Raw genomic sequence first — 11,806 nt, 5'->3', positions numbered from 1 at the left:
AGTAGGTCGTGAAGGGAAGGCGGGGCGTCGGGCGGCTCAGGCCGGCCCGGGCGCGCCGCCGATGTCGGGGGTGGCGTCGGCCCAGGCCGACGGCGGGGACGGCACGGCGGTGGCCGGGCTTCGGGCCAGCGCCATGAAATCGAACAGCGCCGGGTCGGCCAGCTGCGACGGCTCGACGGTGCCCAGCGCGCGGGCGATCTGGTCGATGCGACCGGGGTGCTGCTGCTCCCACTGCTGCAGCATCTGGCTCACCTGGCGGCGTTGCAGGTTGTCCTGGCTGCCACACAGGTTGCACGGAATGATCGGGAACGCGCGGGCCTGCGCATACGCGCGGATGTCGTCCTCGGCCACGTAGGCCAGCGGGCGGATCACCACGTGCTGGCCGTCGTCGCTGCGCAGCTTGGGCGGCATGGCCGACAGTTTGGCGTGGTGGAACAGGTTGAGGAAAAAGGTGGCCACGCTGTCATCGCGGTGGTGGCCCAGGGCGATCTTGCTGAAGCCGTTTTCCGCCGCGTGGCGGTACAGCGCGCCGCGCCGCAGCCGCGAGCACAGCGAACACATTGTGCGTCCTTCCGGAATCACCCGGCTGACCACCGAATAGGTGTCCTGCTCGATGATCTGGTACGCCACGCCGATCGATTCCAGGTACTGCGGCAGCACGTGCGCGGGGAAGCCCGGCTGCTTCTGGTCCAGGTTCACCGCCACCAGCTCGAAGCGCACCGGCGCCTTCTTCTGCAGCTGCAGCAGCACGTCCAGCAGGGTGTAGCTGTCCTTGCCGCCGGACAGGCACACCATCACCTTGTCGCCGTCGGCGATCATGCCGAAGTCGGCGATGGCCTGGCCCACCTGGCGGCGCAGGCGCCGCGCCAGCTTGTCCTGCGCGGCGTCGGCCGCGCGCGGATCGCGGGCGCGCGGGACGGGATCGGGCAGGCGGATGACGGCGGAATTCATGGTGTCATTCTACCGGCTGGGGGGCACCCTCACAGGGACCCCGACGTGACTGCGTTCACTCCCGGGCGTCATCGCAGATGTGTATGCTCGACAGCTGTGGATACCCTCACACCCGAGCAGATCAGCGTCCGCCTTGCCGAACTCCGGCAGGAACACCGCGTGCTGGACGAGCAGATCCAGCGCATGGCCGCCAACGGCGAAGACGAACTGGAGGCCAAGCGCCTGAAGCGGCGCAAGCTGCAGTTGAAGGACTGCATCGCCAAGCTGGCGGACATGCTGATTCCGGACGAACCCGCGTAGAGCCGACCGTTGGTCGGCTGCCGTTCGTCACGATCACCGCGCGTGTTCCGGGCGTAGAGCCGACCGTTGGTCGGCTGCCGTTCGTCCCTGCGGCATGAACCCTGTCATGCGGCTTCGGACGGTGGTCAGCGCCGGTCAACCGGTGCACGCCGTGTTGCTTGGTCTCCGGACGCTTGTGCCGCGCTTGCGCGCGGGTACCGACCAACGGTCGGTACCTACGAATTGCTGGCGAACGCAATAAGATCCGGATACGTGGGGACACGTCCGGATGCGCCTGGGCGCATCCGCTTCCGTCAATCCGTGCTGACCGGCTCTTCCGGCTTGGCCGCTTCCGGGCTCACCCGTTCGATGGTGTGGCGCAGCTCGCGGCCCAGGATGAACTTGGCGTCCTTGGCCCATGCGTCCAGGCGGTCGTCGAACAGCAGCTTGCTGTTCTCGTCCGGCCACACCAGGCGCAGTTCGCGCAGCTTCTGGATGAAGCCGCGGAACAGGGTGCGGTCGAAGAACTCCGGCGCGGCCGGCGCATAGAGCAGGCTCAGGCGCTGGGCAGCCTGCTGGCACAGGCTTTCCAGCTCGGCCGCACCCAGCGTGCCCGGGCCGTTCTTCACCAGCACCGAGATGGCGATGTAATAGCGCTCGAATGCCTGCTGCAGCGAGTGGCCGATCGCACGCAGACGGAATACCTCGTCGGTCTGCCCGGTGTTGCGCGCCAGGATGCCGCCGTCGTCTTCGTTGACGTTCTGCAGCAGCCCTTCGCGCACGAACACGTTGATGGTCTGCTCGATGCGCTGGGCGAACTCGTCCTCGGTCCACGGCAGGAACAGCTCGGCCTGCAGGAACGGGTACACCGTGCGGCCCAGCTGGACCAGGCCGGTGCGGCTCATGCGGCGGTTGTTCTGGAAGCAACACGCCACCCACGACGATGCGGTGAACAGGTGGATGACGTTGTTGCGGAAGTAGCTGAGCAGCACCGCGGTGTCGCCGCTGACGCTGAGCACGTCGCCGAGCGGGTGCTTGATGCGGGTGAGGACGTTGATTTCCTCGGCATGGGCGATGATGCGGTCCGGCGAGTGCGGGGTCACCGTCACCCGGTCCGAATACGGCATTTCAACCAGCAGGGTCTTGCACAGCTCGATCTGCGCGATCAGGTCGGCCTCGCCCATCGCGTGCTTGGGCGTGGACAGCAGCGCCAGCGCCAGCAGGTTGATCGGATTGACGTCGGCGGCACCGTTGATGTGCACCTGGATGCGTTCGGCCAGGTGGTCGACGGTGCCCGACAGCCACGACGGTTTCTCGTCTTCGCTGACCGGCTGCCCGTTCCAGTCCGGCGCCTGCTGGGCCAGCACGTCGTTGAGCGCGATCGGCTCGCCGAAGTTGACCACCACCTGCCCGTAGTTCTGCTTGAGCACCTTAGGAATGGACCACAGCAGCTGCCAGATCGATTCCTTTTCCTTCGGCCGGCCGGACAGTTCGTCCAGGTAGCTGCCGCCTTCCATCAGCTTTTCATAGCCGATGTAGACAGGCTGGAACAGCACCGGCTTGCGCGGCTGGCGCAGGAACGCGCGCAGCGTCATCGAGATCATGCCGCCCTTGGGCTGCAGCAGGCGCCCGGTGCGCGAGCGACCGCCTTCGACGAAGTACTCGATCGAATAGCCGCCGGCCACCAGCTGGGCCACGTATTCGCTGAGCACCGCCGAGTACAGCGCGTTGCCACGGATCGAGCGGCGGATGAAGAATGCGCCGCCCTTGCGCAGCAGCGTGCCGACCACCGGCAGGTTCAGGTTGATGCCGGCCACGATGTGCGGCGGCACGATCCCGCGGTCGTACAGCAGGTAGGACAGCAGCAGGTAGTCCATGTGGCTGCGGTGGCTGGGCACGTAGACCACTTCGTGCCCCGGCGCGGCGGCCTTGAACTTGTCCAGGTGATGGACCAGCACGCCGGCGTAGATGCGGTTCCAGACATGGCTGAGCATGAAGCTGGCCGAGCGCACCACCGGACTGGAATAGTCCGCGGCGATTTCCCAGGCGTACGCATGCGCCTTCTTCCAGGCATCGGCCGGCTTGGAGTTGTCGCGCTTGGCCTGCGAGGCGATGGCCTCGCGCACGGTGTCCGCGTCCAGCACCTTGTCCACCAGCAGGCGGCGGGTGGACAGGTCCGGCCCGATCACCGACTCGCGGATGCGACGGAAATGGGTGCGCAGCACGCGCTGCAGCTTGCGCACGGTGCGCTCGGGGTCCAGCCCCTCGTCGATCGTGCTGCGCAGCGAGATCGGCGGGGCGAACCGCACGATGGTGCTGCGGCCGTTCAGCAGCACCGCCAGCAGGCGGCGGAAGCGGCCCACCAGTGCCCAGTTTTCCGAGAACAGCACCGCGAACCAGCCGCTCTGCTTGTCCGGGGCGCGGCCGACGAAGATCGACACCGGCACCAGGTGCACGTCCAGCTCATCGCGCGCACGATGGGCCTGCAGCACCTTGGCCAGCGAGTCGGAATGGGTCTTGGCACCACGCTGCTCGGGAATCAGCGAGTTGCTGCTGCTCCGCCGCGACAGCGCCACGTAGGCGCGCCTGCGCCCGGTGGGGTCGCCGGCGATGGGCACCAGCGGTGAGGGCAGCCCGGCCTCGCGGCAGGCCTTGTCCAGGATCAGCGCGTTGGACAACCCGTAGTCTTCCAGCACGTAGACCACCGGGCGGCCGTCGTTGTACTGGCCCGGGTGTTCGGGTTCGATCTTCAGCGACAGCCACGGCTCGACCAGGCGGCCCAGCAGGCGCGCCCACCACGGGCGGCGGCCAACCGGCGCGCGGGTGCCGGGCACGATCGCGGCCGGCGCCACGCTGGCCGGGTCGACCTCGGCAGAGGAGGCAGCCGTCGCCTGGCCGGGATCGGCCGGGGCGCCGGTGGCGGCCACGCTGTCGGGCGACGCGGACGAAGCGTCCGGCGTCTTGGGCGGCTCTTCGCCGGGGAAAGGCAGGGGATTCTGGTTCGGCATCGGCTTCATTATGGCTTAGCCGGTGCAGAAGCACCGTCCTTGACCTGCGCGGCGGCCTCTGCTTTGGCCGCCTCGGCGGCGTCATGTTCAGCTTGCGCCGCCTGCGCAGCGTCGGCGGCCTGCAGCAGCGCGTCGGCCTGTTCCAGCGTGCGGGCCACGTACCAGTGGCCATCACGGCGCGTCATGCGCACCTGCGCCTCGATCTGTTCGCCTGCCAGCGGGTACTGCACCCGCACTACCGCGTCGTTGCCCAGTTCGGACACCAGCTCCCCGCGCAGGCCGGTCAAGGCCTCATCCAGCGCCAGGCCGTAGCTGGCCAGCGCGGTCTTGAACGCCTTGAAGAACGGCGCCAGGCGGCGCAGCGACTCCTCCATGCCGGCGGCCTGCAGCTGCGCATCGGTGGACAGCCCGGCGGTACGCGCGGTGGCGGTGAGCAGGGTGATGGTGGTGCGGGCGCGCTGCTTGTCGGTCAACGGCGCGGCCGCCGCCCATTTGCTCAGGGCGTCCACCACCTGGCTGTAATGGGCGCGCTGGGCATCGGTGTAGTCGCTCTGGTTGCGCAGGTACTGCACGCCGAACAGGCCCATCGAATGCGCCGCCTGGCGCACGCCGGTGGCCTGGCCGGCAATCTGGGTATCGAACGAGCGCTGCAGGCGCTGCGGTGCGTCCGGCCGCGACAGCGAGGCCAGCATCGGCAACAGCTGGCCATCCAGCGGCAGCTCTGTGAGCGGCCAACGGCTGTGCCCCTGCGCCCAGGCGGCCTGCAGGCGCGTGTAGTGGGCCGGCGGTACCGAGGCGCGGGCGTAGCCGAGCAGGTCGTTGTCGGCCACATGCCGGGCCAGTTGTTGCAGTGCGGCCACCGGTTCGGCGGCCGGCGCATCCGGATCGATCCGGTCCCGCTTGCAGGCCCCCACCAACAGCGCCCCACACAGGACCAGGGCCATTGCCTGCCCCCGGTACTGCCACGACTTGGACGACATGGACATGAATTCGGACTCCCCGGACCGGATCGCATCTTGCGGCCTACGCCCCTGAGGCGGCAAGCCACCCACCCGCCAACCCGGCCCAGCCCCCTGAAATGGAACCGAACGGGGCCCGATCAGTGGCGATTCGTGGCGATCAGGCGCTCTTCGTGCCGGAACACGGGGGAGGGCGACGCCGCTGCGTCGCCCTCTCACTGCCACGGTACATCGGCCCACAGTACCGCGCCGCGTGTTTCCCGCCGGTGTCAGTCCCCCAGCCAGGTCGCGGCGATGAAGTCCTTGATGTAGCCGTCGCCCAGCCGCGCGTACACGCCAGGGTAGCCGGCCTGGGCGCAGCCCTGCCCCCAGCTGACCACGCCCAGCACCGTCCAGGCGCCGCGCCGCTGCGCCAGCAACGGCCCGCCCGAGTCGCCCTGGCAGCTGTCGATGCCTTCCTCCCCGGCGCAGATGACCGCACCCGCCTGCAGCTCGGGATAGGCCTGCTGGCAGGTGCGGAACGGCACGAACGGCGTCTTGACGGTCTGCAGCACCGTGGGCGAGGCAGCGTCACCCTCCAGGCCGGTGTCGCCCCAGCCGATCACATCGAACCGGCGTCCGGTTCGGAGGTAGCCGGCGTCGCTGCCCTCCAGCAACTGCGCCGGGGTGACGCCGGCCAGGGGTTCGCGCAACTGGATCAGGGCCACATCGTTGACCAGGGTGTTGCGGTCGAACGCCGGATGCACATGGATGGCGCGGATGTTCGATGCCCGGTTGCCGATCGCGGTGTCCAGCGTCGTGGCGCCGCCCAGCACCGCATACCCGCCGGGCTGGGCACGCTCGACGCAGTGGGCGGCGGTGAGTACCCAGGAGGGGGAAATCAGCGTGCCGCCGCACCAGTGCCGTGTGTGGTCGGAGTTGCCGACGTCCAGCCGCTGCAGGCTGACCATGAACGGGTATTGCCCGGGCAGTGCGTCTTCGCCGCCGATGATCAGCGGGCGTGCGGGCACGCTACCGGGCAGCGCAGGGGCTGCGTGTGCGGCCAGGGACAGGGCAAGGAAACCGGCGGCCAGGGCCAGTCGGGGTAAGACATGCATGCGGCACCTCCATTGCGTTGATGGAAACAGGCCGGGCAGGAATGCACCGGCAGGATCGATTCCATCGCAGGCAGGGGCAGCGGAACGGGTGCGTAATCCCAGTTCACCAGGAGTGCGGCGTTTCCTGATGCGTGGGCGCGGCGTCCGGGAAGGCCGTCGGTGTTGTTCAGGGGTCATGCCGCCATCGCACGTGGGGCGTGCCCGGCGGGTGGCCGCCACCCGCCGCACAACGCGCGGCGACGGGTCGGCGGCCCGTGGGCTCAGGCCTGGCGGGCGCGCCAGGCGGTGGCGATTTCCAGCTGGATGGCGTCGGCGGCGGCACGCGGGTCGCCGGCCAGGCGGATCGGGCGGCCCACCACGATGGCATCGGCGCCGTCGGCGAACGCCTGGGCCACGCCCACCGTGCGCTTCTGGTCGTCGCCCACCGGGCCGCCGGGGCGGATGCCCGGGCACACGATGGAGAAACCGGCACCGGTGGCGGCGCGGATCGGCCCGGCTTCCTGCCCGGAGGCGATGACGCCGTCGATGCCGGCGGCCTGGGCGGCCAGTGCACGCTCGACCACCACGTCCACCGGTTCGCGGTCGATGCCCATGCCGCGCAGATCCTCATGGCCCATCGAGGTCAGCACGGTGACCGCGAGCAGGCGCATGTCGCTGCCGTTGGCGGCCGCACAGGCCTCCATCATGGCCGGGTGCCAGCCGTGGATGGTGGCGTAGCTCACCGGCCACTGCGACAGGCGCTTGATCACCGCCGCGGCGGTGGCTGGGATATCGAAGAACTTCAGGTCGACGAACACGCGCTTGTTGCGCGCGGCCAGCGTCTCGAGCACCTGGAAGTACTCGCCGGAGGCCAGCAGTTCCATGCCGATCTTGTAGAACGACACGCTGTCACCCAGCCGGTCCACCCACGCCAGCGCTTCGTCGCGGCCCGGCACATCGAGCGCGAAGATCAGGCGCTCGTCATCGCGCAGCGGCAGCGGGGCGCGGCTCACGGGGCGTAGTCCAGCGCGGCGCGCTTGGCGTCGTGGCGGGCCTGGCGCGACTGGCTGTAGTCGTTGTTGAACTGAGCCGGCTCGAAGCCACCGTAGGTCGGGTTGGGCAGCATCCACCAGCGCTCGCCGAACCAGTCGTGGTACTGCTGCAGCAGTGCGTCGCGACCGTCGTTGGTGTTGGCGGTGACTTCCACGAAGTCGCCCAGCTGGTCGCCGAACTGCATCAGCACGCGGTACTTCTGGCCGGCCAGGCGACGGCGGCAGTTCTTCTCGCTGCCGGCCTGCTCGCAGCCTTCCACCACGGTGCCCAGGCCCAGGAACACGCTGTCGTCGGCCACCGGCAGGCCTTCGGCGCGCAGGTTGGCCAGGGTGGCCTCCTTGAGGTGCACGGCGCGGTTGGAGATGTACAGCAGGGTCACGCCCTTGGCATTGGCGGCCTTGGCGAAATCGACCACGCCGGGGATCGCCTTGGCCTTCTTTTCGGCCACCCACTGGTCCCAGGTCATCTCGTCGTATTCCTTGCCGTCGCGCACCAGGCGCGCCTGGTAGGGCGAGTTGTCCAGCACGGTTTCATCCACGTCCAGCACCACGGCCGGCTTCAGGCCCTTGGCGGCGTTGCCGCGCTCTTCGGACACCAGCGCGTCCCAGTTGGGTTCCTTCAGCGCCTTGTCCAGGTGGTCGGCGGCGGCGCGGTAGGTCTGCTCGGTGATGGCCCGGTACTCCTGCGCACGCTGCATCCACAGCACCGCGTTGAGGTTGTCGTTGGCCGACACGGCGGCATCGCCACTGGCAGCGGGCGCGCCTGCGGGCGCTGCGGCGGCGGCCGGCGGGGCGGCATCGGCCGGGGCTTCGGTGCGCTTGCAGGCACTCAACGCCATCACGGCGCAGGCAAGCACGGACAGGGAAACAGCAGCAGTACGGCGCATCGGGATCACCAGCAACAAAGTCGCGCCAGTTTACCGGCTTGTCCGCCCCGGTTCATGCCGCCCGCGGGGCTCGGCTATGCTGCACGCCCCTGAAACACCCCGGAGCGCGCCATGACCGACGACACCCAGACCCCCGCCCTGCCCGTGCTGAGCGCGGCCCAGGCCCGCGCCCTGGGTTGCCTGATCGAGAAGGAGGCAACCACACCGGACGCCTACCCGCTGACGGTCAACGCCGCCCAGGTGGCCGCCAACCAGAAGACCGCCCGCGAGCCGGTGATGGCACTGTCGGCCGGCGATGTGCACCACGCGCTGCGCCAGCTGGAAAGCATGGGCCTGGCCCGCCAGCAGTTCTCCTCGCGGGCCGAACGCTACGAGCACCGCGCCGGTAGTGCGCTGGACCTGACCCGGCAACAGCTGGCCATCGTGGGCCTGCTGCTGCTGCGCGGCCCGCAGACGGTGAACGAGCTGCTGACCCGCAGCGAGCGCCTGTTCCAGTTCCAGGACGCCGAGGAAGTGCGCCACCACATCGAGCGCATGATCCAGCGCGGGCTGGCGGTGCAGCTGCCGCGCGCCAGTGGCCAGCGCGAGGACCGCTACATGCACCTGCTGGGTGGCCCGGTGGACGTGCAGGCGTTGGCGGAGAGCTACAAGGGGTCTTCGTCGAGCGGTGGCGGTGGCAGCCCGGCGTTGGAAGCGCGCGTGCAGCAGCTGGAGGCCACCGTGGCCGAATTGCAGGAACAGTTGGCGGCGTTGCGCGCGCAGTTGGGGGACTGAAAGGCAGCCGACCAACGGTCGGCTCTACCCCCTTGGTGCGTGCCCGGTTGTCGGCGTCAGGGGGCCGGGGCGCCCGGGGTGGCGAACAGCAGCACCACGTCACCGCCATGCGGCGGCGGCAGCAGCAGGTCGCCGCGGTCTTCCATGCCCAGTTTGCGCAGCAGCGCGGCCGAACGCAGGTTGTCCGGCGAGACGATGCCGTACAGGTCGGTGTACCCCAGCACGTCGCGCGCGTAGTGCATCACCCCGCGCGCGGCTTCGAATGCGTACCCGTTGCCTTCGTACTGGGCCAGCAACGCGTAGCCGATGTCCGGTGCCGGCAATCCATCGCGGCGTACCAGCCCGGCATTGCCCAGCCACGCGCCGTCGCTGCGGCGGATGATCGCGTACATGCCAAAGCCATTGAGGGTGTAACTGCCCAGCACGCGCTCGGCGGTGTAGTCGCGCGCCTGCGCCAGGGTGCGCACGCCACGGTCGGCGATGTTGCGGATGAAGCCCGGCTCGTTGAGCAAGGCCAGCATGTCGGCCGCATCGTGATCGGGATCGATCAGGCGCAGGTGCAGGCGTTCGGTCTGGATCACGGCGGACATGCGGGTACCGGTAGAAAGCGATACACCGATTGTGCAATGGGCGCCCCGAACACGGTAGAGCCAACCGTTGGTCAGCTGCCGGAACACGGTAGAGCCAACCGTTGGTCGGCTGCCGAAACACGGTAGAGCCGACCGTTGGTCGGCTGCTCTTCGAGCCGGGATAGGGCAACCGACGCGCTTCGGGCAGCCGACCAACGGTCGGCTCTACCCGTGCGGTGGGTCAGTCGAACAGTGCCTGGATCGCGGCAAGGCCCGCGCTGGCGCGCTCTTTCTTGCGCGCGGCGTCGGCGACGGGGTCGGCGCCGTCGCGCTGCATTTCCTCGGCCGGAATTTCATCGAAGAACCGGCTGGGCTTGAGCCGCACGTGCTCGCCGAACTTGCGGGTGAGCTTGCTGTAGCTCATCCACAGCTGCACCTTGGCACGGGTGATGCCCACGTACAGCAGGCGCCGTTCTTCCTGCAGGTTGCCTTCGTCCAGGCTGACCTGGTGCGGCAGCACGCCGTCCTCGCAGCCGATGATGAACACATACGGGAATTCCAGGCCCTTGGACGCGTGCATGGTCATCATCCGCACCTGGTTGCCGCCGTCATCCTTGTCGTTGCGCGACAACAGCGCCAGCTGCGCGGCCAGGTCGGCGGTGGTGGCGCCACGCGGGCCGCCTTCGAACCACTGCGCCAGCTCCTCCAGGTTGCCCAGCCGGCGCTGGTAGACCGATTCTTCCTTGCACGCGCTGCGCAGTTCGGAGACCAGCCCGGACTCCTTCACCAGCTTGCGGACCAGGTCGCCGGAACTGAGCTTGGGCATTTCCGCGCGCAGGTCGCGCAGGATGTCGGTGAAGCGGCTCAGGCCGTTGGCCGCGCGCGGTGGCAGCTGCGACAACGCGCCAATGGCCTCGGCCGCGTACGCCATCGGCAGCTCTTTCTCCGACGCAAGTTCAGCCAGCTTGGCCAGGGTGCCGGCGCCCACTTCGCGCTTGGGCGACTGCACCGCACGCATGAACGCCGTATCGTCGTCGGGGTTCACCAGCAGGCGCAGCCATGACAGCGTGTCCTTGACCTCCTGGCGCTCCAGGAACGCGGTGCCGCCGGTGATGTGGTACGGCACGCGCACCAGCTGCAGCGCTTTTTCCAGTGGCCGCGACTGGAAGTTGCCGCGGAACAGGATGCAGAAATCGCTCCACGGAATCTTCTTCGACGTCGCCAGGAAGGAGATCTCGGCCGCCACTTTTTCGGCTTCGTGTTCGCTGTTGCGGCACTCCCATACGCGGATGCGCTCGCCGTCGGCCTGGTCGCTCCACAGCTTCTTCAAGTGTTCGTGCGGGTTGTTGGCGATCAGCGCGTTGGCCGCGCGCAGCACGCGGTTGGAGCAGCGGTAGTTCTGCTCCAGCTTGATGATTTCCAGCGCCGGGTAGTCGCGCGCCATCTGCTGCAGGTTTTCCGGGTTCGCGCCACGCCAGGCATAGATCGACTGGTCATCGTCGCCCACGCAGGTGAAGTTGCCCTTGCTGCCGGCCAGCTGCTTGAGCAGCCGGTACTGCGCATCGTTGGTGTCCTGGCATTCGTCGACCAGCAGGTAGCCGATGCGCTCGCGCCAGGCCACGGCGATCTCGGGGTTCTCTTCCAGCACCTGCACCGGCAGCCGGATCAGGTCGTCGAAGTCGACCGCGTTGAACGCGGTCAGGCGCAGCTGGTACCGCTCGTAGACGCTGGCCGCTTCCTTCTCGCGGGTGCTGCGCGCCGCCGCCATGGCCTGCTCGGGGGACAGCCCGGCGTTCTTGGCGCGCGAGATCAGGTTCTTCACGTCCTCGATGTCGTCGGGCTTGGCGCCGTACATCAGGTCCTTGACCTGCGAGGTGGCGTCGTCCGCATCGAAGATCGAGAAGCCGCGCTTGAGCCCCACCGCGGCGTGCTCGATCTGCAGGAACTTCAGCCCCAGCGCATGGAAGGTGCAGATGGTGACGTCCTCGGCATCCCCGCCGTGCAGGCGCTTGGCCACGCGCTCGCGCATTTCCTTGGCCGACTTGTTGGTGAAGGTGATCGCCGCGATGCGCCGCGCGGGGTAGCGCTTGGTCGCGATCAGCTGGGCGATCTTTTCCACGATCACGCGCGTCTTGCCGCTACCGGCGCCGGCGAGCACCAGTAGAGGACCTTCGCAGTGCAGCACTGCAGCGCTTTGGGGGGGGTTGAGACCGTGCATGCCATCTCCGGGGGAGGAGCATTGTACCGGGCC

General features: G+C 68.7%; 10 protein-coding genes. 2 read left to right on the top strand and 8 right to left on the bottom strand.

All coding sequences use genetic code 11. The features are described from left to right. Positions 1-36: 36 nt before the first annotated feature. The gene (gene ttcA, locus GQ674_RS20035; protein WP_159498700.1) at positions 37-951 is read right to left on the bottom strand and encodes a tRNA 2-thiocytidine(32) synthetase TtcA; all 915 of its coding nucleotides are present in this window, start codon (positions 949-951) and stop codon (positions 37-39) included. Positions 952-1,047: 96 nt separating this feature from the next. Here ttcA and GQ674_RS20030 point away from each other — a divergent pair, with 96 nt between their 5' ends. Continuing rightward, a complete protein-coding gene (locus GQ674_RS20030; RefSeq protein ID WP_038691406.1) occupies positions 1,048-1,251 on the top strand; it encodes a YdcH family protein in 204 nt (67 codons plus the stop codon). 293 nt (positions 1,252-1,544) lie between these two features. On the opposite strand, the gene plsB is transcribed toward GQ674_RS20030, so the two are convergent. From plsB to GQ674_RS20005, 5 genes are all read right to left on the bottom strand, one after another. Then, positions 1,545-4,247, bottom strand: a complete 2,703-nt coding sequence (gene plsB / locus GQ674_RS20025; RefSeq protein WP_159498698.1) for a glycerol-3-phosphate 1-O-acyltransferase PlsB — start codon at positions 4,245-4,247, stop codon at positions 1,545-1,547. Further along, positions 4,247-5,224, bottom strand: a complete 978-nt coding sequence (locus GQ674_RS20020; protein ID WP_159498696.1) for a hypothetical protein — start codon at positions 5,222-5,224, stop codon at positions 4,247-4,249. Before GQ674_RS20020 ends, plsB begins: the two co-directional genes overlap by 1 nt. Positions 5,225-5,466: 242 nt before the next feature. Further along, positions 5,467-6,294, bottom strand: coding sequence for a serine protease (locus GQ674_RS20015; RefSeq protein WP_159498694.1), 828 nt, complete (start codon positions 6,292-6,294; stop codon positions 5,467-5,469). 260 nt (positions 6,295-6,554) lie between these two features. Then, on the bottom strand, positions 6,555-7,286 hold the full coding sequence (pyrF, locus tag GQ674_RS20010) for an orotidine-5'-phosphate decarboxylase (protein WP_159498692.1): 732 nt from the start codon (positions 7,284-7,286) through the stop codon (positions 6,555-6,557). Next, complete coding sequence (locus GQ674_RS20005) at positions 7,283-8,212, bottom strand: 5'-nucleotidase, lipoprotein e(P4) family (protein WP_128097641.1); 930 nt, start codon at positions 8,210-8,212, stop codon at positions 7,283-7,285. The genes pyrF and GQ674_RS20005 overlap by 4 nt, the downstream gene beginning before the upstream one ends. Positions 8,213-8,323: 111 nt before the next feature. Here GQ674_RS20005 and GQ674_RS20000 point away from each other — a divergent pair, with 111 nt between their 5' ends. After that, positions 8,324-8,986 (top strand): DUF480 domain-containing protein, encoded by a 663-nt coding sequence (locus tag GQ674_RS20000; RefSeq protein WP_159498690.1) that lies wholly within the window; start codon positions 8,324-8,326, stop codon positions 8,984-8,986. Between the two features lie 56 nt (positions 8,987-9,042). Here the strand turns inward: GQ674_RS20000 and GQ674_RS19995 are convergent, their stop codons facing one another. Next, positions 9,043-9,576, bottom strand: coding sequence for a GNAT family N-acetyltransferase (locus tag GQ674_RS19995; protein WP_159498688.1), 534 nt, complete (start codon positions 9,574-9,576; stop codon positions 9,043-9,045). Between the two features lie 220 nt (positions 9,577-9,796). Next, the gene (locus GQ674_RS19990) at positions 9,797-11,773 is read right to left on the bottom strand and encodes a UvrD-helicase domain-containing protein (RefSeq protein WP_159498686.1); all 1,977 of its coding nucleotides are present in this window, start codon (positions 11,771-11,773) and stop codon (positions 9,797-9,799) included. Positions 11,774-11,806 lie beyond the last annotated feature (33 nt).

It is taken from the genome of Stenotrophomonas sp. 364, from assembly GCF_009832905.1.
Lineage (GTDB): Bacteria > Pseudomonadota > Gammaproteobacteria > Xanthomonadales > Xanthomonadaceae > Stenotrophomonas > Stenotrophomonas maltophilia_AP.
This window is presented reverse-complemented; position numbering and strand designations above follow the sequence as displayed.

What these genes read in the sequence shown, in the direction of transcription:
- GQ674_RS20020 (WP_159498696.1), bottom strand. Translation starts at nt 5,224, where the DNA reads ATGTCCATGTCGTCCAAGTCGTGGCAGTACCGGGGGCAGGCAATGGCC.
- GQ674_RS20005 (WP_128097641.1), bottom strand. Translation starts at nt 8,212, where the DNA reads ATGCGCCGTACTGCTGCTGTTTCCCTGTCCGTGCTTGCCTGCGCCGTG.
- GQ674_RS19990 (WP_159498686.1), bottom strand. Translation starts at nt 11,773, where the DNA reads ATGCACGGTCTCAACCCCCCCCAAAGCGCTGCAGTGCTGCACTGCGAA.
- ttcA (WP_159498700.1), bottom strand. Translation starts at nt 951, where the DNA reads ATGAATTCCGCCGTCATCCGCCTGCCCGATCCCGTCCCGCGCGCCCGC.
- GQ674_RS20015 (WP_159498694.1), bottom strand. Translation starts at nt 6,294, where the DNA reads ATGCATGTCTTACCCCGACTGGCCCTGGCCGCCGGTTTCCTTGCCCTG.
- plsB (WP_159498698.1), bottom strand. Translation starts at nt 4,247, where the DNA reads ATGAAGCCGATGCCGAACCAGAATCCCCTGCCTTTCCCCGGCGAAGAG.
- GQ674_RS20000 (WP_159498690.1), top strand. Translation starts at nt 8,324, where the DNA reads ATGACCGACGACACCCAGACCCCCGCCCTGCCCGTGCTGAGCGCGGCC.
- GQ674_RS19995 (WP_159498688.1), bottom strand. Translation starts at nt 9,576, where the DNA reads ATGTCCGCCGTGATCCAGACCGAACGCCTGCACCTGCGCCTGATCGAT.